Here is a 21,087-nt window from a genome sequence, read left to right as displayed (position 1 = left end):
CGATAACAACGATCAGCCCTGAGCTCGTCTTCTGTCCACTTCGGTAGTTGGGGCGGTTTGGGTGTCTTTGGTTAGTTTAAAATCAAAGGTGATGTGCTTAAATGGCTTATCAAGTCCATATTTTGCCAAATCCTGTACACTTGATTTGTCGGTCGCCACCGCCACTAAGCCTTCACGAGTACCGAACGCAAAGTCGTCCCAGAGGTATTTGTCGCCTTCGATGTTAAACTGAGTGGTGAGCTTACGGAAGCCGTCAGCCGTGATGAAGTAGTGAACATGCGATGGACGCTGACCATGACGACCTAGCTTGTCAAGCAGGGCTTGCGTTGGTCCATTCGGTGGACAACCATAACCAACTGGCATAGTAGTTTGGGCACGATAGCGACCGTTTTCATCGGTATAAATGGTACGGCGAAGGTTGAAATCAGATTGTGATTTATCAAAGAATGAATAGTTGCCCTGACCGTTAGCGTGCCACATTTCCACTTTGGCATTTGGTACGATGTTGCCATCCACATCAGTCACCACACCCTCAATGATGAGCGTGTCAATCTTGTCAGATTCAGAGCCATCGTCCATGCGGGCAAAGCCCACGCTCTCAGGAGCTCCCGCCACATACAGTGGGCCTTCAATGGTACGAGGTGTACCGCCTTGTTCTACGCCAGCTTGACGGTCTTTTTCGTCTTCAAGCAAGTCCATGAAGTGCTCTAAACCAAGACCAGGTACAAGCAATCCTACTTCGTTGGCCTGGCCCAAATCAGAAAGGTACTCCATGCCTTTCCAAAGCTCAGTTTGGGTGATGTTCAAATCCACAATGGCTTCAAACAAATCACCCAAAAGACGAACCACAATCTCTTGCACACGAGCGTCCACTTCACCTGTAGCGGTGTCCACATTCATTTTTTTAACCAAAGCATCAATTTCTTGACGGTTCATACTTCTTCTCCTTGTCATGGTGTAGCTGGCATCTCCAAATGGCTGGCTACGGTTGGGTTAATTGCTATGAGAGTGCATAGCCACTTTTGTAAATTAAAAATCAGCTGTCATCATCATGAATCGATGAAGGATGGCGATTTAAGGGCATAACCTCAATATTCATAAAGGGATAAAGCGGTAATCCCTGCAATATGGTGTGCAACTCCTCATTACTCTCCACATCAAAAATACTGATATTGGAGTATTGGCCAGAGATTCGCCATAAATGTCGCCATTTACCTTGTCTTTGAAGCTCCTGCGAGTAGGCTTTTTCAACCACCTTAATCTCATCGGCTTTTTGTTTGTCAAAGTCAACTGGGATGTTGACGTCCATTTTGACATGATAAAGCATAACGTCTCCTTATGTTTGTGTTTTAATACACTTAAAACTTATGAATGTCTTGTTAATGCCGAGATTTTTTCTTCATCAGGCTCAATGCCAAGCCCTGCACCCTTTGGTACTTTTAATTCAAAATTCTCATAAGCCAGAGGAGTTTTTAGAATTTCTTCGGTCAAAAGCAACGGTGCAAACAGCTCTGTACCATAAGCTAAACTCTCAAAGGTGCTAAATACATGAGCGGATGCAATCGTCCCCACCGCCCCTTCTAGCATGGTGCCACCGTACAAATCAATCCCTGCAAAAGTGGCAATCTTGCCAATGTCACATGCCTCAACAAGTCCGCCCGCTTGCTCTATCTTGACAGCAAACACATCAGCACAGCGATTTTTGGCAAGTGTGTAGGCGTTTTGTGGTGCCATAACTGCTTCGTCTGCCATAATCGCCACATCAAAACGGTCGGTTAGATATTTTAAAAGTTCGGTATCAAAAATAGCACAGGGTTGTTCAATTAAATCAATGCCACCATCTTGCAATGCTTGTATACCCTTAATGCATTGCATTTTACTCCACGCACGATTAACATCCACACGGATACTTACATCCCGCCCAAGTGCTTTTTTGATAGCGACAGCATGTGCCACATCTTCTTCTACCGCTTTTGAACCAATTTTTAGCTTAAAAATATTATGCCGACCACTATCAATCATCTGCTTGGCTTCAGCAATATCCTTGTCAGTGTCGCCTGAGGCAAGCACCCACAGCACAGGTAAGCTATCACGCATCCGACCACCTAATAGCTCACTGACAGGTAAACCTAATTTTTTACCCCAAATATCAAACAATGCTGTTTGTACCGCGCATTTGGCAAAGCGATTGCCAATGATGTTTTTATTAAGCATCTGCGTAATTTGAGCAATGTTCATCTCGCCGCTGATACTGGTTAATGAGGGAGCGAAATACATGTCCAGATTGGTTTTGATACTCTCAGGACTTTCTTCGCCATAGGACAAACCACCAATGGTTGTCGCCTCACCCCAACCCACAATCCCTTCAGCAGAGGTTATCTTCACTAACACAAGGGTTTGCTTTTGCATGGTTGCCACTGACATCTTATGTGGACGAATGGTTGGTATGTCCAAGATGAACGTTTCTAATTGATACACAGTATTCCCGATTATTTTTTTAACTCAATTTATATTGCCTTCCTTACTTGGGATGGGCATTTTTATACTCTAAAAGAATATAAATAAAAAAACAAATATCATTTTTGCATTTTTTTATACTTTATAAGTATAGTTATTGAGTATAAACACTCAATTTTTCACCAACAAAAAACCGCTTTAAAAGCGGTTTTTTTAGCATCCAAGTCTTACTTAGTGCTAGAATTTTTGATGTCCACCAAGAATATCGCCACTGCTGCAATTAGACCAGGAATTGCAATTGCCATAAAGTTCATTTGATGAGCAAGCTGCAAGCCAAGCAAAGCACCTGTAAGCACAGGACCAACGATTGCTCCAATCCTTCCTACACCAGAGGCAAATCCCATGCCTGTCGAACGTACCGCAGATGGATAGTATTGCGAAACAAAAGTATAAAGTAAAATTTGAGAACCAATGGTCGCTGCACCAGCAATGGCAATAAGTGTATATAATACAGGAGCTGGACTATTGAACCCCAACAGAATAAGTGAGGCCGCACCTAGCGCAAACATCGATACCAATACAGGCTTGATATGAAAACGGTCAGCAAGAACACCACCGCCAATCGCGCCAATCATACCACCGATATTCAAAGCAAACAAAAACAGCATACTCGCCCCCAATGAATACCCTGCACCAATCATCAGCTTAGGCAACCAGCTCGCAAGTGCATAAACCATTAACAGGCACATAAAGAAAGCAACCCAAAACATGATGGTGCTGACCGTTCTGCCCTGCTGAAACAAAGCTTTTAAAGGAGCAGAATCCTCTGAAGTTACAACAATCGGTTCAATCTCATAATCTTTATTAGCGTACGCAGGGTCTATTTTAGCAATGATCTTTTTAGCCTCTGCATCACGCCCCTTGCGTTTTAGATAAAATAACGATTCTGGCAACATCGCCCAAATGATTGGCAATAAAAGCACAGGAATACCGGCCAGCATAAACACAATCTGCCAACCATGCACTGGCACAAGAGCCTTACCAAGCAAAGCTGATGCCATGCCTCCAATGGCATAACCACTAAACATCACCGCCACTAGCGTACTTTTCATGCGCTTTGGAGCAAACTCGGTTGTCAGCGCAACCACATTAGGCATAACACCACCAATCCCTAGCCCAGCAATGAAACGCAATACAGCAAACTGTACGGGAGTCTCAGCAAATGCACCCAAAAAAGTAAACCCTGCAAAAAGCAAAATGCACAGCATAATCGTTTTTTTGCGCCCCAGCTTATCGGATAATGTCCCAAAGCCAATCGCTCCAAACATCATACCAAACAATGCAGAACTGGCAAGCCATCCAGCTTCCACCGATGTCAAACTCCATTGCTCCATCAACAAGGGTAGTGCCACCCCGTAAATAGCCAAATCATATCCATCAAAAATAATAATAAGTAAACACCACAACAACACCTTCCAATGAAATGGTGTAAATTTAGCATGGTCAATAAAATCATCAATACTCACCCGCTCGGGTTTATTGGCTACTGTTTGGAGAACCTGTTCACTCATAACCACTCCTTAGTTAAAAATATGGTAAAATTTTCAAAAAATCTCTTTACAATTCAACTAGCTAAATTTTGTCAAATTTTGACTAGCTGTAGGTGCAAATTTATTTGATTTTTAAACAAATTGCAAAATCAAATAAATATGGATTTAGACTATTTTGGTATAAAACCATACTTGTTTAAACAAGAAAAAATAAATATATTATGTAATTAATTGAAATTATTAATTTTTTTATTTTTTTCAATAAGTTTAAGATGAGCCTCCTATAAAAAAATACTTTAAAAATATAATATTTTTGATATCCTATAGATATAAATACAAAATTATGGAATTAAGACATGGATATTCGTCATCTTAAATACTTTGTTGCTGTTGTAGAAGAGCAAAGTTTTACTAAGGCCTCCGAACGACTATTCATCGCTCAACCACCGCTAAGTCGACAAATCCAAAATCTAGAAGATGAGTTAGGCTTGCCACTATTAGAACGCGGTAGCCGACCTATTAAGACAACTGAAGCAGGGCAATTTTTTTATCAATATGCCAAAAGAATTTTGGGCAATATGGAGCAGATGGTTTCCATGACAAGAAGAGTTGGACAAGCCGATAAAACCTTAAAGGTAGGTTTTGTCGGCTCGCTGCTTTTAGGGTTATTACCACAAGTTATTTTTGAATTCAGAAAACTGCTGCCCAACATCAATATCGAACTCGTTGAAATGGGCACTTTAGAACAAATCGAGGCGCTCAAATCGGGAAAAATTGATGTAGGTTTTGGTCGGTTAAAATTTAGCGATCCTTCCATCGCAAGAATTTTGCTCAGAGATGAATCCTTGGTGCTAGCAGTCAATGAATGCGAACCACGTTTTATCGGTTTTGACGGGGTATATTTGAGTGATGTCACTGATGAAGTGCTTTGGTGCTATCCAAATGTTGGCGACCACACCTTCGCAAACTACATTAAAAATGTTTTTGCTGAACACGGTCTTAGTCCAAAAGGCATTCGTTATATTTCCAACATCCAACTCGCACTTGGGATGGTCGCATCTGGCGAAGGTATATCCATTGTGCCACAAAACAGTAAAGCCATCTCAATGGCAAACCTAAAATATCTACCCATACTAGATGCCGGTGCAGTCAGCCCTATATTTTTGTCTTTCCGAAATGGGGATGATGGTGAATTCATTCAGTTATTACTAAAAACTATTGAAATAATCTACCAACAAATCGGAATTAATAAACAAATAACTTTAAACTGCCCACCCAACCCTTAGAATCCTTCCATGATAATTGGCTACCAAAAGAGCCTCTTATCACCTTAAGCCATCAAAGTACATGGGCAGATTGCCTGATGATGTGCTTTATTTATCAAACACACCAAGCAAATTAGACATCCCTTTGTATCAAAAGAAAGTTGCTGCAGGCTTCCCCAGTCCTGCTGAAGGGTATTTATCCAATGAGATTGACTTAAATGAGCTTTTGGTGACTAACCCACCTGCAACCATCATGATTCGCTGTGGTGGTTTGTCCATGCTAGATACAGGCATTGATTTAGATGATCTGCTTATTGTTGATCGATCGCCCATGGCAGAGCATAATGACATTGTGCTGGCAAATGTGAACAATGAGTTTACCATTAAACGCTTGGTAAAAGGTGCACATGGCTTTGAGCTACATTCTGAGAACAACAGTGGCGATTATCCTAACTTCATACCCAGTGATGGTGATGAATGGTCCATTGTGGGCGTGGTGTCTCATGTCATTAAAAAAACACGGGGCGCATGGGGTCGCTAGAATGTATGCCTTGATTGATGGTAACAGTTTTTATTATTCTTGTGAGCAAGTATTTAGACCTGCCTTAAAAGACAAAGCGGTTGTTGTTTTATCCAATAACGATGGTTGTGTGGTATCACGCACCGCACAAGCCAAAGCTTTGGGCATTAAGATAGGCGTGCCTTACTTTCAGGTTAAGCATCTGGTGTCTCAAGGCTCATTGTTTGCTTTTAGCAGCAATTATGAAATGTATGGCGACATGTCTAATCGCATGGTGAAAACCATTGAGGGTATGGTGCCTGCTGTTGAGATTTATTCGATTGATGAATGCTTTGCGCAATTAAGCGGCATCAAAGACTTACAAGGGCTGGGCAGACAGATTAAACAGCGTGTCATGCAGTGGGTGGGCATACCCACCTGTGTTAGCATTGCCCCGACCAAGACATTGGCCAAATTCTGCAATCACCTTGCTAAAAAATACTCTAAGCACTTTGGCGAGGTTGTGGTGTGGACTGATTGGTCTTTTGATGTGCAGCAGCGCGCTTTAAAAAGCGAGCCTGTGGGTGAAATCTGGGGAATTGGCAGCAATGAACATCCATTCAGCTTGGGATTTTGTACAAGCAGACGAAAGCTTTATTAGACATCACTTTAACATCACTGTGGCAAAGATACATTTAGAGATGAAAGGCTTATCCTGCTTGGCATTAGAAGAAGCACAAAGCAGACGTCATATTGTGCGCAGTCGAAGTTTTGGTAAGTTGGTTGGTGATTTACAAGCTTTACAGTCAGCAGTGACGCATCATGTTAAAAGCGGTGTGCAAGCACTTAGAAAAGAGCACAGTAAAAGCTCATACCATCAGTGTGTTTATCCATACAGACAGATTTAGACAAGATGAGCAGTACAGTGGGTTAAAAACCATCGGATTGCCTCATGCCAGTGATGATGTGATACGCCTTCATCAAGCAGCTCAAGAATTATTAAAGCAGATATACAAACCTCAATATCGTTATAAAAAGTGCGGCATTATGCTTGGTGGATTAAGCCAAGGACCTTTTGAGCAGTCATTGCTGTTTGATGAAGCATCTGACGATGATAGATTAATAACAGCTTGGGATGGGGTGATGACACGCTTTGGAAAGAACAGCATCACCCTTGGCACAGGATTATTAAACAAAGACTGGCAGATGAGAAGAGATCATTTAAGTCCTTGCTTTACAACGGATATTAATGGGCTGCTTGTGGTTAGATAAGTCTCTTTATTGCGTTCTAGCTTAACTATTTTTCAGAGCCGGACAACTCTTTATTAAGATATATTTTTATACAAAAAACAAGCGTTTTTCAGCCCTAGTACACGCTACATAAAACATTTCGGCATTTCTCCCCCAAAATCATTTTCCTGCAAAACAACATTTCTAAACTCCAACCCCTTGGTAGAATGTATGGTCATTGCAATATTCTGTGTTTTATCCAACTGATAAAACTGTTTTGTAGTATCAAGGTTGATGCAATCTATAATTTCTGAAAAATGACTGGGATTTATTATTCCAACATGATCATTTAATGATTTTAGTGTATCAATACATAGATCGTTTTTAAAGTCTTGTATTAATTTTCTAGCTATTCTTGTATGAATATGGGATAAGAACTTCTCCTTAAAGTATACTTCTTCTATTGATTTTGAGAAATACAATTTAAATAATGAATCTAAATAATTTTGATACTGCGAGTCTTGTTGGCTTTCAATAAAATCAGGAATTTTTACTAAAGCTAAATCAAGCTCCTTGATAATGGCTCGACTTTTTCCTGTACTCCAAAATAAAAAACACAATCCTTCATTATTAAATTTTTCTTCACTAAATTTCTCAACAAGTTTTTCAGCGGATATATCAGCAAATACTCCGTATGAAGTTCCATCCTCACAAGATATACTATTTGCTTGTGGGATAGCATAGCTTTTTGCACAACTATCAATTAAAGAATGGCAACGAAAATTTCTGCTTAATTGATAAACTTGGTCTTTGAAATATGGATTGTTTGCCATGCTTTTAAATTTTTGCGAATCAGCCCCTCTAAATCCATAAATGGCTTGTTGTGGGTCCCCAACCAAAACAACTTGTATACCATAAGATAAAAATAACTCTACAATTTTATATTGCAAGAAATTATTATCTTGTGCCTCATCAATGTATATTGCTTCAAATTTTATTTTTAAGTATCTTCTGATATATTTATTTTGTTCAAGGCATTTGATTGCGTATTCAAATAAGTAATCATTTTTTGACTTTCCACCATTAGATGTCATAATTTTTCTATCAATAACCTTACTTAACCACTCTTTTAAACTACTTGAGCTATTATCTGGATTAAAATCAAATAAGATTTTTTGGCTTCTAAAAGATTCATTAAACGCTAAAACATGATGCAACAAGAACGAATGAAATGTCATAGCAATAATTTGACTTCCATTTAATTCTTTTACTTTTTTCAAAATATCATCAGCACTTTTGTTAGTAAAACTAATAATTGCAATATTTTTCCAAGGTTTAATTCCTTTGGTCTGATTGATTGCTCTTCTAACCAATGCATTGGTTTTTCCCGAACCCACATTAGCAATAATCATGGCTGATGAAAATTGTTCTGGCTCAACGATATCTTTTTGCTCATCTGTTAGATTAAAATTATTCATCAACCAAATCCTTTAAGCATTTAAAGTTCTCATGATAAAAAATTTTCTTGGCTTCAGCATGTGTGGCATTTTTGGTAAATTCCCACATATTTATCCATTTTGACTCCTGCAAATCTTTAACAAATTTATCGTCTTTATCAAGGCATGTTGCCAAATCATGCTCCAAATCAATTTTTGATAGATATATTCCTAAGCGAGAAAACTCATCAAAACAATTTTTATTGCTTAAAATTTTGTTTCTAAAATCTTCTTTTGCTTCTAAAATGGTAGATTCTGATGCATCAGGTCCCAAGGCAATATTGTCTAACTTTTCTTTTTCTTCGCAATCACAGAGTAAATTGAATAAATCAATGCAACGATTAAATCCTAATGCGGTTAATTCATCTTTTCGTGAAACTTTAGTAATATCATTATCTGTTTTAATAATAATCTTAATACCTAATCCTTTTAATATTTGAATATACTTATCAAAATAGATGCCCGCAATACTTTGCACAATAATATCTGTTCTATCGCACCCTAATGTATCTAATACCCATTCAAAAAGTAATTTCTCAGATGATCCCTCAACCAATAAAACTCTATTAACAAATAAACATTGTGCTAAGTTTTCCATTAAAATATTTTTAAGGCTGTTGTATTGAGCTCCTATATTGGCAATTTCTGAATGAATTGCTATCTTTTGTTTTTGCTTAAACAAACGAATTAAATTAGCCTCATCACTAATTTTAAAAAATAATTGTGGTGAATGAGTGACCAAAAATAAATAAGGGCTGAATTCTTTATTAAAAATAGTTTTGGATAACTCAATCTGTGATGAAATAAAAAGATGATTTTCAGGCTCTTCTATTAATAAAATTGGAATCTTGCCATCGGCAGCTTGGCCCTTATTAAGCAGATAACTTATAAGAGAATACATTACCTTCCTGACTCTTCCATCGCCTGATGTGGGATATATTTTTGCTTCAACCCCATCTTCTGCATGCTTTGCATCAAACATATAAATATCTAAATTATTATGAAAATCACCGAAAGTATGATTTGGTGATATCTTTATTTGATAATTTTTATCAAATACTTCAAGCTGTTCATTTAAATCTGATTCCATAGTTTTTACTGTAGACAGCTTTGATATCTCAGCATTGATTGAATTATTTAAATTTCGTATTGTTTGCTCAATATCTTTGTCATCGACATGTTTCTCATGGCTGCCTAACAATTCTTTTTTAAATTCTTTAAATTTAGATGTCATGTCATTTTGCGATGGAATAAATACGCAATAAAAGATATCATCTAGCACGGTACGATTTAATCCGCACATGGGAATTGCTAATAAATTTTCATTCTCAGAACCCCAGTACAAATTGCTAATAAATTTATTATCTTCTAACTCAATAGACAATTTGATAATAAAATATTGATTATCGTCCACACTCGCATTTTCAGCCTTAGCAATAATAATATCATTAAATTCATTTTCTTCTGATATGTCCAAATAACAAGATATTTCTATAGGCTTAAATGTAGTACAGGCATGGAAATCTGTATCAAAAATTTGACTATTTCTCGTGCGGCGATCAAATAGTAAGCGCAAAGCATAAATTAAATTGCTTTTACCAACATCATTCATGCCAAAAATTAGGTTTTTATTTGACAATTCAATTTCACAATTATCAAAATTCCTAAAATTCTTAATTTTTAATTTTTTGAGCTTCATACATCACCTTTAATCTACCACAAATCAATGTGTGCCAATCTTCAATTCTATCATTTTACTTTTTTACCACAGAATAAAAATAGCACAACATCGACAATAGGGCTTTCATGATCAGGGCTGAAGTTCTCAGAAAAATCTATAAGTGAATAGCATCTCACAGATATGGCATTATATAGTATAATAAAATACCACTACTCTAAACACAGGAACCGCCATATCTGCCTTAACCGAACTCACCCAAAAATTATCCGAAATCTTTCAAATTGACCGTGCCGATTTGGACTTTGGCATTTACCGCATTTTAAACAGCCGAAACGAGCAAATTGAGCACTATCTCAACCACACACTTCCCCAAGTCGCCAATAAAAAACTCAAAGAAAACAGCGACATTCAAAACGCCGTGTATCGCCATTTGCTCACCTTTTTTGGGCGATTTATATGCAGACTTTCCGTGATTATTTATCCTATGAAGGCATAGATACCAGCGAAGTGATTACCATCTCTTTTGATACCAAGCCCAATTTGCCCAAAGATATTGCCCTAAAAACTTTGCAATTGGACGAAGCCTATAAAGGCAATCGTGAAAAAAGTTTTAAACGCCGTGAAACGGTAACGCTATTTGAAATTCCCCAAAAATACGCCAATATCAAAATGCCTGTGGCGGTTTTGGATTTGTATCCCAAAATCCAGGCGATTACCAGCCGTGATAATGCCCTAAAAATCACCGAAAACCAAAAACAAAAGGGCATTTAAATGCGTTTATTTTTGATTTTGTGAATTGGGATAAACTCTATTTGGCATTGTTAAACCACAAAATGTGGCAATCGTTTAATAATTTAAAATTAGATAAAGACAGATTAAAAACTTTTGCCAAAAAAACCGACTGGTATAAATTGTACATTCCCCAAAGTGAATTACAAATACAAAGTTTTGCCGACATTCAAAAACAAGAGAAAATCCTTTTGGATTTGCTGTTGATTTATGTGGAAGTCTTTTATAAAAAACTCAAAGGGGCATATGAAGGGCAATTTTATCAAATGCAAGAAATTGGCAATCATCATAAAGCCTTATTGGAAAATTATGTGTTTGAAATACACCCCAATGAAGATGATGGTGTGCCAAATTACCAAACCAAACTTAATGAATTAAAAAATTGGGTAGAAAGTGGAGATTTGGCAAAAGTAATGGGCTTTGAGAAGGACGGTAAGGACGGTAATGTACACGCCATTTGTTTTGATAGGCATTTGTTTTATCCAATCATCAGTCTTGCCGATAAAGACAATGTGCCATTTTCATTAAAGCCTTTGTTAATGCAAGAAAAAAGCGAAAAAATGTTTGTTACCGATTTGCAAAATGCACACGATACAGGCAAATTACAACAGTGGATAGGCGATAAAGAGCTGTATCTGCTTCGTAATGCGTCTAATAAAGCCAAAGGCTTGGGATTTGCACTGGCAGGCGATTTTTATCCTGATTTTTTATTGTGGCTGGTGGATAAAAACAGCAATGAACAATGGCTTAGCTTTATTGACCCCAAAGGCATACGCCAGTTGTCATTTGATGACCCTAAATTTATGTTGTTTGATGAATTAAAGAAATTTTCAGGCAGCCTAAATTTGGATAAATTGACTTTAAATAGTTTTATTTTATCCATTACCCCAAGCACCGATACAGCAGAAACAGGAGCATTAAATCATTTTGGTAAAACTTATCAAGACTTTGCTGATAAACATATTTTGTTTATGGAAAATATCAATGGCATAGATTATTTACAGCATTTATTCAATGCCATTTTGGACGATAGTTATTTGAATACAGTTACTTGGGAAACATAATGAACATTACGCCACACCAAGCCAAATATTTTGCCAATGCCATTTTATGTCAATCTGATACTGGTGTAGAACGCATTAGCCAAGGTTTGTTTAATGCCAAAGTGGATTTAAATCCACATCAGATTGATGCCGCCATTTTTGCCCTGCACAATCCGTTGGACAGAGGCGTTTTATTGGCGGACGAAGTGGGCTTGGGCAAAACCATTGAAGCAGGCTTGGTGCTGTGTCAATTATGGGCAGAACGCAAACGGCGATTGTTGGTCGTTTGCCCTGCTGTATTAAGAAAACAATGGCAAAATGAATTGGCAAATAAATTTGGTTTGCCCAGCATTATTTTGGATAAGCCGATATTAAAATCGTTTGGCAATGATGTTTTTCAATTCTTGTCTGATAAAGTGGGCAAAGAAATTGTCATTGTTTCTTATCAATATGCCAGTAAATTTGCCGATACTTTGGCAGGGCATTATTTTGATTGTGTGATTATTGACGAAGCTCATAAATTAAGAAATGCCCATCGTTCTAGCAGTAAAATGGGGCAAACCTTAAAAACGGCATTTAATGGGCGTAAGAAATTATTACTCACCGCCACACCGCTACAAAACAGTTTAATGGAATTATATGGTTTATCCACTTTATTGGACGATGAATTATTTGGCGATGAAAAAGGCTTTCGCCGTGAGTTTGTGGGTGGGCAAAACAATGCTGAATTAAAAACACGCCTAAAAACAGTTGTCAAACGCACTTTAAGAAAAGATGTGAGTGAATACATTCGCTATACCAAACGCCACACCATTACCCAAAACTTTTATCCCAATGACGATGAACAACAGCTTTATGAAGCCATTTCTGATTTTATTCGTAAAGAACACAGCATTGCTCTACCAAAACGCCAACGCCATTTGATTGGCTTGATTTTAAGAAAACTTTTGGCATCTAGCCCTTATGCCATTGCCGATACTTTGCAAGTGATTTTAGATAGACTGCTGGCAATTAAAAATCAATTACCGCAAAAAGATTTATTATCACAATTAGATAAAATTGAAGGAGATTTTACTCAAGAATTTGATGAATGGGAAAATGATGATGACAATCAAGATGTTTTTGATGAAACTGATGTTTCTCTTTTAAATCAAGAAATTGCTCAAATTCAATCTTTTATCAAGGCAACCAGTGCATTAAAAAATGACAGTAAAGCCCAATCCTTATTAAACGCTTTAAAAACAGGTTTTGATAAAATGCGTGAATTGGGTGCAAAACAAAAAGCCATTATTTTTACCGAAAGTGTGCGTACACAAGCCTTTTTATTTGAGTTTTTGAGTCATAATGGTTATGACAATAAAATTGTTTGTTTTTCAGGCAGCAATAATGACAAAAATAGTCAGCGAATTTACCAACAATGGAAAAACAATCCAAACAATGAACATAAAATCACAGGTTCAAAAGCAGTAGATGTTAGAAGTGCTTTAATTGATGAATTTGAAAATACCGCCCAAATTATGATTGCCACAGAATCAGCTTCCGAAGGCGTAAATTTACAATTTTGTTCTTTACTAATTAACTATGATTTGCCGTGGAATCCACAAAGGGTGGAACAAAGAATTGGACGGTGTCATCGTTATGGGCAATTATTTGATGTGGTGGTCATCAATTTTTTAAATCAAAGAAATGAAGCCGACCAACGCATTTTGCAATTATTAGATGAAAAATTCAAATTATTTGATGGCGTCTTTGGTGTATCCGATGAAATATTGGGGCGTATAGAAAATGGTATGGATTTTGAAAAACGCATTCATCAAATTTATGAAAATTGCCGTACTTCAGATGAAATCAAAACCGCTTTTGATGAATTGCAAAAAGAGTTAGAAAGCCAAATTCAAGCCAATTTAGAACGAGCTAACAGTCAAATTTTGGATTATTTTGATGAAGATGTGCAAGAAAAACTCAAATTACAATTATCACAAAGCCAAAGTCTGCTTGACAAAACCAGTCGTTATTTTTGGTGGGCAACGCTATTTGCTTTAAATGATAATGCCAATTTTGATACACAAAATCGTAAATTTTATTTACATAGGCCGCCACAAGATTTTCAGGCTGGTACTTATATTTTGCAAGCCAAAAATGGGCAGTAAGGCTATGATTATCGCTTAAATCACCCATTGGGCGAATATTGTTTGCAAGTGTGTCAAAATACCGATACGCCAATTGCTTCTTTGATATTTGATTATGGTAATCATCACAGTAAGCTGTCCATTATTGAGCAACATCAAGGGCAATCAGGTTGGCTTTGGGTGGATAAAGTGGGGTTTTATGGCGAAAAACAAACACATGAAGAAATTGTTTTTACCGCTCAAAATACTCATAATGAATGGCTTGATGATGATTTTTGTCGCAAATTATTGAGTGTTTCAGCAACAATGGGCGAAAGCATTTCTACAATGCCCAGCCATTTGGCTGACAATGCCAAACAAGCCATCTCTGCACTCACCGCACGCCACAGCGAAAGCCAGCGTGTGTTATTAAGTCAAGAAAGCCAAAGGCTGGATAAATGGGCGGAAGATAAAATAAAGGCAAGCGAACAAGAGATTGCCGATATTGATGAGAAAATCAAACAGATCAAACGCGATAAAAATCAAGCTAGAAATTTGGAGGAATTAGCACAAATTCGTGATTATCCCATGTTAAATCGTTGGTATCTGGCTTGGGTAAATTTGCCAAATAAAACGCATCTTTACCATGTTTGCTTTGCATCAACAGCGCATGAAAGGCACTGCCATCTTGTCTTGTGGCATTAGGTATGTAGCGACTGTAGACTTTAAAGAGCATCATGGTATTAACATGACCCATCTGCTTAGCTATCCACTCTGGTGCCTCTCCTGCTGCAAGCCATAGCGTGGCTGCTGTATGACGTGTCTGATAGGTGCTTCTTGCTTTTAGTCTTAAAAACCCTAAAGTAGGATGCCAGACCCTGCGATTTACATTGCGATAGCTGAGTGGTTCACCATCACGGGTGCAAAACACAAATTCAGACTTATCAAAGGTCACTTTCTTTTGTGCCAAGAGTGCCTCATACACAAATGGAGCCATGTCAATCTCACGAGAGGATTCGGTGGTCTTAGGAGGACCCATCACACCATTGACCAGCGCCTGTCTGATTTTGATTTGACGCTTCTCAAAGTCTACATGCTCCCATGTCAATCCATCAATTTCACTGGTTCGCATTCCTGTAAAGAATCGGACGATGTAGTAGTTTTTAAAGTCAGCTCTGACAGCACCAATAAAACGCCATACTTCATCAATACTTAGTGGCGTGATGTCACTTTTTTCAACCTTAAGCTGTCTGATGTCAACAGTAGGATCATTAAAGTTGTAGCGTTTTGACGCTTCTTTTAGTATCATGTACAAAGTTGCCATGATTGAGTTAATTCTGGTAGCTGACAGGGTGTGTTTGGTCGTTTTGTGGGTCACTTTGGCGAGAGAAGCACGAAACACCAACACATCCGCTCTATCTATTCTTGATATGGCACGCTTATCAAAGACAGGTATTAAATACTTATTGATGATGATTCTAAGCTTTTCTTGATAAGTTGCCCGCCATTCAATACACCTTTCATTAAACCATTGCCAAACAAACTCTCCAAAGAGTGGTACGCCACTTTGTAAGTTTTGTCGTCTTTCACCCAGATCTTCAAAATAGTCAACCTTGTCGCTTTTTGGGAAATACCGCTCATAGCAAAAACTACCAAGTAATATTTCAGCCTCCATTCTCTCTAGAATCTTTGCAAGCTTCTTTCGATTGGCAGGTGTGTCGGTTAGATTGGTTTTTTCTCGGCAGCGGGTGTTCATGTAACGAAAGTCCACAACAAGAAACCCGTAGCGTTCTCTTATACTGGCCATAATGCCTCCTATTACTGTAATGCCATACAAAGTGAAGATTGATTAAAATACTCCGCCATGTCTTTTTCGATTCGCTCCCAGATGTACAGGATTTTACGACCACCAAAGGGACATATGTAATGCACACCTTCAAGCAAAACACTGTCTTTTAATTGGTTGCGAATGGTTCTCTCATCATACTTGATGCGATGGGAAAGCTCTTGAGTTGTGAGGTAGGTTTGTGTCATAATGACTCTCCATTTAAGATAAAGTTTTCATTAGTAATATCTTTATTATCACTAATGATCATATTTTATCTTATAAAATTATCATTTGCAAGTATTTTTTTATCATTTATGGGATTTTTTTTGATGATTAAGCTTAATTTACCAGTTTTATTTGCCCAAAAAGGCATACGAGTAGCCGATGCAGATCGAATGTCAAAATTAGGACGATCTACATTGTATAGAATGTACAACAACGAAGTGACTCGTATAGATTTTGAATCTCTGAATGAGCTTTGCAAGTTGTTAGACTGCACACCGGGAGACATCATTATCTATGAAAAAGATGATGAAAATGAATAAAAAATAGGCGAAATGAAAAATGAGGGTTGGTGTCAATTCAGGCTTTTTAAAAAATATGAAATTTTCACGATGGTCACGTTTTGGTCACGCAAAGCTCTAAGCACGAATCGCCTCTCTTTCCCTGAGTAATTTTTTATAAATAAATTTTTATTATAACCCATTGAGTTTAAACAATAAAAAAGCCTAAATCTTTCGATTTAGGCTTTTTAGAATTTGGAGCGGGAAACGAGATTCGAACTCGCGACCCCAACCTTGGCAAGGTTGTGCTCTACCAACTGAGCTATTCCCGCATGAGTTAAGTGTTGCAATTTGGAGCGGGAAACGAGATTCGAACTCGCGACCCCAACCTTGGCAAGGTTGTGCTCTACCAACTGAGCTATTCCCGCAATTTAGTTTAACAAACTATTAAATCTAACAATCATTGTATGGGTGCGTATTATATAGATTTTTATTTTGTTGTCAATATATTTTTTTAAAAATATTTAAATTTTTCAAAAATATTATGGCGATTGCTTAATTGTTTATCTGGCAGTTGAAAAATACCATCAATAAGACGACCCCATCTTACTGATGGCAGTCCAAAAAAATACCAATTTCACCAAAATATACAAATAATTCGCCAAAAATGGCAGAAATTAAGGTATCATAAGCCACCAAAAACAACCGCATAGCCAGTCTAGTAAAGAGAAGTCCATGACCGACCATCGCCAGTCTAAAGACACTATTTTTAACCTGCCAAACAATCTCACCATCGCCCGCATTGTCATGATTCCGCTATTCATTGCCATTGCTTATTGGCCACCTGCACTGGGTATCGGTGTACCTGCCATCACCAATAACGCCATCGCACGGCTTGGTATGCTAGAATATAGCGACAGCATGCTTCGTCATTTTTTATTGACCTTCGTTTTTATTTTGGCAGCGATTACCGATTGGCTTGATGGCTATTTGGCACGCAAGATGAATATTACCTCAGCATTTGGTCGGTTTTTGGACCCCGTGGCAGACAAACTCATGGTGGCAGCCGCCCTTGTTACCTTGGTGCAATGGCACGCCAACATCGTTATGGCAACTTGTGCGATTGTCATCATCTCTCGTGAGATTGCAGTATCTGCACTGCGTGAATGGATGGCAGAGCTTGGAGCAAGAACAAGTGTCGCTGTGTCTTATGTAGGTAAACTAAAAACCACATTCCAAATGATAGCCATCTCAGTACTACTCCTAAATTGGCAAAGCCTAGAACTCATTGGTTATGTACTTATGGTGATTGCAGTCGTGCTAACCTTATGGTCAATGATGATCTATTTAAAGGCGGCATGGCCCTATCTCAAACAGCCCTGATACTACCAACTCAAGCCCAAAAATATCAAAAACCCATCTGCTATTTGATGGGTTCTTTATTTTAGTTGCCCATCACAATAACTTAGTCGTACTCACTACGCTGCCAACCGTATAGACCAACAATGGCGTTAATCTGATAAATCACTGTCTGAATGGCAAAAATAATATTACCCGACATGATATTGACAATCAGCCACACAAAATTCACCAAAATCCACAGCCACCAGTTAAATGAATATCGCAAAATCATCGCCACTTGTGCTGTGATGGACAACACAAAAGCAGCCACATTTATCCAAAAGAAACTGATCACACCCAAAAACCTACTGCCATCATCTTCAACGATGCCATAGCCTTGGGCAACAAGCCACTCATTGATAATCGGAAATAACATCAAGCCTGCAGCGATAAATACCGCCGTGATACTCCAAATGTATTTATTAGAAGACTTTGGCAACATCTCACCATCATCATTGGTGTATGCACACCAGTTAATCATACCGTAAGTGTGCGTAAAAAAGTTAAAAATAGGAGCAAGCATCAGACCAACCGCCCCTGCTGTACCCTGCACCACAACCTCTCCTGCTGTGGCAAGCATACCAAAGCCATTGCCCACGAAATTTTTGCGAAATGATAAACCCACCACGCAAAGTAGTCCAACAACAGATACGCCAAGATAAAACCAATCCAAAGTAGTTCGCTCTGTCGTTAGCCAAAAGCCTGCGAACAATGCACACACACCACAGACGAACCAACCAACTATCCAAGCTGTCGCCCATTTGTCCAATAAATTATCTAAAAATTGAATACGCATCTATTACCCTTAATAAGTTTTGTTTTTTAAAATATCATTGATGATTTCTGCCGTTTTTAAATATCTTTGATGGTAATCATCGCTATCAATGACATATAAAGGTCTGTCATAAGTGGCGTATTCATCCAACAACCTTTGGGCAAAAACACTTCGTTGATTACCAAGTCGCCTCATGCCATCAGCAACCCATTTGACATTATTATCCAAATAAATAGTATGGGTTATTTGAAAAGGGTTGTTGTCATCATAAAACTCATCAATAAAGGCATTAACGACAGGATGGGTTTTGTTTTCATAAACCTCACAAAAAACCTGCGTGGTAATAAAATCGGTATCAATAAGCGTCAAAGCACTTTGGCAGGACTGATAAATAGCAGTGGCATGATTGGTTGCGATGGCAGTATAATCACTGTATTGCAAACCCACTTCTGTTCCACCAAGATGCGTACCTGCATAAAGTCGCCCCATCTCTGGCACAACATCTGCCCCAAAATGCCCTGCTAATTTGCCAATCAGCGTGGTTTTGCCAGAGCTTTCTCCACCGACAATGGCGATTTTGGTGCTATAAAAATAACGACAAGCAGGGGCAAGCGTCTCAAAGTGGATCGTAGTTGGGGTGATATTATCAAAGAGCTGAGGACGGTCAAGGTTTAACACTTGACAAATGGCATCTGTATCAGCATTGGTCAAATTCAGACTTGCTAGTGTGTGAATGTGAATAAAACCCAAACCCTGATAGGATACTTGTAGCCAGCGGGCGGTGTCTTGAGCGGTAACGGTGGCGTGATTGGGAGCTAAAGCAACGATGTGTAAGGCATCAACCTTGCCTGCTAAGTCATTGATGAATTGTAGATGAGATTGGGTCAATGGGGCAAATCGCCCAATAAGAAGTCCATGTGCTGTCATAATATAATGTCATTGGTGAAGTTGGGTATGACTTTTGTAACAATAGGCGAATATACCCCAAATCGGCTTGTAAAGTGTATGGATTAACCGCATTGTATTATACAGACAATTCTCTAATTTAACAAAATAAATAAGGTTTTTATGGCACAATTGATTAAATCGCATCGTTTACATCGTCTGCATCGCTCAAAAAAGAACCGCCTGCTCGCTGGAGTGCTGGGTGGATTGGCAGAGTATCTAGGTTGGAAGCCTACCCATATTCGGCTTTTATTTTGGGCAATCATCATTTTTAGTGCAGGTGTTACTTTGCCAATGGCGACACTTACCTATCTATTGATGTGGCTGGTCATGCCCGAAGCGACTGCCAGCTCCTACGCCATAGAGCATCAGCCTTATTGATGCTTGATCAAATAAAAAAGTTGCCCTATCATAAGGCAACTTTTTTATTGATAATATCATTCCCAAAACTATTCGAGTCTTTTAATTTTCAGCGTCCAAATATGATTGCCAAAAGCACTAAATGCCACCAAAACCGCCATACCAATAGCGAACAAGGCAACAAGAAAAGTATCAGAAATGCTTGTAATCCCCAGCATTCTTAAAATCAGCCTTACCAACAGCGACACACCTGCAAAGTAAGCAAAACTTCGCCAAATTGAAAATTTAGATTCGCAAGTTGGACAGCTAAAAATGGCGTATTTACCAATGCTTAGATGGTAATCACATTGGCTTTGACATTCATGGCACTGATGCTTGGGTGGGTTTAGTAGTAGATTGCTCACAATCATTCCTCCTGCATTGCTTATCTTGACATTAAGTTGATGGCGTTTCATGGCTATCTAAATAGACCGTTTTCCATATATTCTACTCTGGGCGGAATTTGGCATCCTGTCCGACATTCTCTACGCCATTCCTTATATTGTTGCTCACTGTCTCTAATCTTTCTTTCTTCTTTTTGCTCATCCCATCTTTCTTTTTGTCGCTCAACAAAATGCTTGCCAACTCCATAGGTAGTATCTACAATTTCATAACCCCTACCAAAATGCCTTATTAGCTGTCCAATACCAGCAGCTTGGTGGGTTCTTGATAACCGACTGCCCCACTCAATCTTTCCTTTGCAAACGCATCATTACCCTCACCGAAAAATCGGTCGTTATAACCTCCAATATTTTGAACGCCACCAATACCCAATGGTATGTTATCTGATGCAAATGGGATTGTCAAAGATGAGATGGTAGTACTTGAATTATCGCTCAAGACAGAAGAGTCCGCATAAGATGTATTATAAAACAACATACCAAATAGAGCGATTGAAACTAAACTTAATGTTTTTTTCATACTTCATCCTTTGATAAAAACATTAGCTTATAACAGCAAATTTTAGTTTGCTAAGCAAACAAGGTTGTATTTGCAGCACCTAAAAAATCCATTTGTCTGTTCAATAATAATACCTACCAATAAAAAAATCAATCAAATTTTTAGAAATTTTCAGCATCATCCAAACAGCCTCATTTACCAAAAAGCGGTTGCTAATT

The 21,087-nt window shown here is 38.2% G+C and carries 22 protein-coding genes and 2 tRNA genes; 10 read left to right on the top strand and 14 right to left on the bottom strand.

Annotation, left to right across the window (positions count from 1 at the left end; genetic code table 11):
- Positions 1 to 12 precede the first annotated feature (12 nt).
- The 4 genes from catA to L3D27_RS00850 all read right to left on the bottom strand — a co-directional run bounded on the left by catA (position 13) and on the right by L3D27_RS00850 (position 4,028).
- Positions 13 to 936, bottom strand: coding sequence for a catechol 1,2-dioxygenase (catA, locus tag L3D27_RS00865; protein ID WP_432481305.1), 924 nt, complete (start codon positions 934 to 936; stop codon positions 13 to 15).
- A gap of 100 nt (positions 937 to 1,036) precedes the next feature.
- Entirely contained in the window at positions 1,037 to 1,327 is a 291-nt protein-coding gene (catC, locus tag L3D27_RS00860) for a muconolactone Delta-isomerase (protein WP_432481304.1), read from the bottom strand.
- Between the two features lie 38 nt (positions 1,328 to 1,365).
- Positions 1,366 to 2,478 (bottom strand): muconate/chloromuconate family cycloisomerase, encoded by a 1,113-nt coding sequence (locus L3D27_RS00855; RefSeq protein WP_432481303.1) that lies wholly within the window; start codon positions 2,476 to 2,478, stop codon positions 1,366 to 1,368.
- 206 nt (positions 2,479 to 2,684) lie between these two features.
- Complete coding sequence (locus tag L3D27_RS00850) at positions 2,685 to 4,028, bottom strand: MFS transporter (protein WP_432481302.1); 1,344 nt, start codon at positions 4,026 to 4,028, stop codon at positions 2,685 to 2,687.
- 335 nt (positions 4,029 to 4,363) lie between these two features.
- On the opposite strand from L3D27_RS00850, the gene L3D27_RS00845 reads away from it, so the two are divergent.
- The 4 genes from L3D27_RS00845 (at position 4,364) to L3D27_RS00830 (ending at position 7,043) form a co-directional block, all read left to right on the top strand.
- A complete protein-coding gene (locus L3D27_RS00845) occupies positions 4,364 to 5,293 on the top strand; it encodes a LysR family transcriptional regulator (RefSeq protein ID WP_284673824.1) in 930 nt (309 codons plus the stop codon).
- Positions 5,294 to 5,354: 61 nt separating this feature from the next.
- Positions 5,355 to 5,813: a LexA family protein gene (locus L3D27_RS00840; protein WP_432481301.1), complete on the top strand. Its 459-nt coding sequence runs from the start codon at positions 5,355 to 5,357 to the stop codon at positions 5,811 to 5,813.
- A complete protein-coding gene (locus tag L3D27_RS00835) occupies positions 5,776 to 6,432 on the top strand; it encodes a hypothetical protein (protein ID WP_432481300.1) in 657 nt (218 codons plus the stop codon). Before L3D27_RS00840 ends, L3D27_RS00835 begins: the two co-directional genes overlap by 38 nt.
- A 161-nt stretch (positions 6,433 to 6,593) precedes the next feature.
- Complete coding sequence (locus L3D27_RS00830; protein WP_432481299.1) at positions 6,594 to 7,043, top strand: DUF4113 domain-containing protein; 450 nt, start codon at positions 6,594 to 6,596, stop codon at positions 7,041 to 7,043.
- Positions 7,044 to 7,147: 104 nt separating this feature from the next.
- Here the strand turns inward: L3D27_RS00830 and L3D27_RS00825 are convergent, their stop codons facing one another.
- Positions 7,148 to 8,479: a UvrD-helicase domain-containing protein gene (locus L3D27_RS00825; protein WP_432481298.1), complete on the bottom strand. Its 1,332-nt coding sequence runs from the start codon at positions 8,477 to 8,479 to the stop codon at positions 7,148 to 7,150.
- A complete protein-coding gene (locus L3D27_RS00820; protein WP_432481297.1) occupies positions 8,472 to 10,196 on the bottom strand; it encodes an ATP-dependent nuclease in 1,725 nt (574 codons plus the stop codon). The genes L3D27_RS00825 and L3D27_RS00820 overlap by 8 nt, the downstream gene beginning before the upstream one ends.
- Positions 10,197 to 10,634: 438 nt before the next feature.
- Between L3D27_RS00820 and L3D27_RS00815 the strand changes: the two genes are divergently transcribed.
- The 3 genes from L3D27_RS00815 to L3D27_RS00805 all read left to right on the top strand — a co-directional run bounded on the left by L3D27_RS00815 (position 10,635) and on the right by L3D27_RS00805 (position 14,160).
- Positions 10,635 to 10,949 (top strand): hypothetical protein, encoded by a 315-nt coding sequence (locus L3D27_RS00815; protein ID WP_373628027.1) that lies wholly within the window; start codon positions 10,635 to 10,637, stop codon positions 10,947 to 10,949.
- A gap of 62 nt (positions 10,950 to 11,011) precedes the next feature.
- The gene (locus tag L3D27_RS00810) at positions 11,012 to 12,031 is read left to right on the top strand and encodes a hypothetical protein (RefSeq protein WP_432481296.1); all 1,020 of its coding nucleotides are present in this window, start codon (positions 11,012 to 11,014) and stop codon (positions 12,029 to 12,031) included.
- A complete protein-coding gene (locus L3D27_RS00805) occupies positions 12,031 to 14,160 on the top strand; it encodes an SNF2-related protein (RefSeq protein WP_432481294.1) in 2,130 nt (709 codons plus the stop codon). The genes L3D27_RS00810 and L3D27_RS00805 overlap by 1 nt, the downstream gene beginning before the upstream one ends.
- Before the next feature lie 505 nt (positions 14,161 to 14,665).
- On the opposite strand, the gene L3D27_RS00800 is transcribed toward L3D27_RS00805, so the two are convergent.
- Both L3D27_RS00800 and L3D27_RS00795 read right to left on the bottom strand, forming a co-directional pair.
- The gene (locus tag L3D27_RS00800) at positions 14,666 to 15,925 is read right to left on the bottom strand and encodes an Arm DNA-binding domain-containing protein (protein WP_432481293.1); all 1,260 of its coding nucleotides are present in this window, start codon (positions 15,923 to 15,925) and stop codon (positions 14,666 to 14,668) included.
- A gap of 11 nt (positions 15,926 to 15,936) precedes the next feature.
- On the bottom strand, positions 15,937 to 16,152 hold the full coding sequence (locus L3D27_RS00795) for a hypothetical protein (protein WP_284673814.1): 216 nt from the start codon (positions 16,150 to 16,152) through the stop codon (positions 15,937 to 15,939).
- A 123-nt stretch (positions 16,153 to 16,275) separates the two neighbouring features.
- Here L3D27_RS00795 and L3D27_RS00790 point away from each other — a divergent pair, with 123 nt between their 5' ends.
- Entirely contained in the window at positions 16,276 to 16,491 is a 216-nt protein-coding gene (locus L3D27_RS00790; RefSeq protein WP_046699028.1) for a helix-turn-helix domain-containing protein, read from the top strand.
- A 214-nt stretch (positions 16,492 to 16,705) separates the two neighbouring features.
- Here the strand turns inward: L3D27_RS00790 and L3D27_RS00785 are convergent.
- A tRNA-Gly gene (locus tag L3D27_RS00785) sits at positions 16,706 to 16,781 on the bottom strand.
- 20 nt (positions 16,782 to 16,801) lie between these two features.
- A tRNA-Gly gene (locus tag L3D27_RS00780) sits at positions 16,802 to 16,877 on the bottom strand.
- Positions 16,878 to 17,184: 307 nt separating this feature from the next.
- Between L3D27_RS00780 and pgsA the strand changes: the two genes are divergently transcribed.
- The gene (gene pgsA, locus L3D27_RS00775; RefSeq protein ID WP_432481292.1) at positions 17,185 to 17,832 is read left to right on the top strand and encodes a CDP-diacylglycerol--glycerol-3-phosphate 3-phosphatidyltransferase; all 648 of its coding nucleotides are present in this window, start codon (positions 17,185 to 17,187) and stop codon (positions 17,830 to 17,832) included.
- Positions 17,833 to 17,914: 82 nt separating this feature from the next.
- Here pgsA and pnuC read toward each other — a convergent pair whose 3' ends face one another.
- Both pnuC and nadR read right to left on the bottom strand, forming a co-directional pair.
- Entirely contained in the window at positions 17,915 to 18,646 is a 732-nt protein-coding gene (gene pnuC, locus L3D27_RS00770) for a nicotinamide riboside transporter PnuC (RefSeq protein ID WP_432481291.1), read from the bottom strand.
- Positions 18,647 to 18,655: 9 nt separating this feature from the next.
- Positions 18,656 to 19,552 (bottom strand): multifunctional transcriptional regulator/nicotinamide-nucleotide adenylyltransferase/ribosylnicotinamide kinase NadR, encoded by an 897-nt coding sequence (nadR, locus tag L3D27_RS00765; RefSeq protein ID WP_432481290.1) that lies wholly within the window; start codon positions 19,550 to 19,552, stop codon positions 18,656 to 18,658.
- Between the two features lie 141 nt (positions 19,553 to 19,693).
- On the opposite strand from nadR, the gene L3D27_RS00760 reads away from it, so the two are divergent.
- On the top strand, positions 19,694 to 19,951 hold the full coding sequence (locus L3D27_RS00760) for a PspC domain-containing protein (RefSeq protein WP_284673810.1): 258 nt from the start codon (positions 19,694 to 19,696) through the stop codon (positions 19,949 to 19,951).
- A gap of 68 nt (positions 19,952 to 20,019) precedes the next feature.
- On the opposite strand, the gene L3D27_RS00755 is transcribed toward L3D27_RS00760, so the two are convergent.
- Together L3D27_RS00755 and L3D27_RS00750 are read right to left on the bottom strand one after the other, a co-directional pair.
- On the bottom strand, positions 20,020 to 20,385 hold the full coding sequence (locus L3D27_RS00755) for a hypothetical protein (protein WP_432481289.1): 366 nt from the start codon (positions 20,383 to 20,385) through the stop codon (positions 20,020 to 20,022).
- Positions 20,386 to 20,602: 217 nt separating this feature from the next.
- Positions 20,603 to 20,890, bottom strand: a complete 288-nt coding sequence (locus tag L3D27_RS00750) for a hypothetical protein (protein ID WP_432481288.1) — start codon at positions 20,888 to 20,890, stop codon at positions 20,603 to 20,605.
- Positions 20,891 to 21,087 lie beyond the last annotated feature (197 nt).

This window comes from Moraxella sp. ZY200743 (assembly GCF_050885545.1).
GTDB lineage: Bacteria > Pseudomonadota > Gammaproteobacteria > Pseudomonadales > Moraxellaceae > Moraxella > Moraxella haemolytica.
The sequence above is the reverse complement of the archived record's forward strand: the minus strand, read 5'-3'. Positions and strand labels throughout refer to the sequence as shown.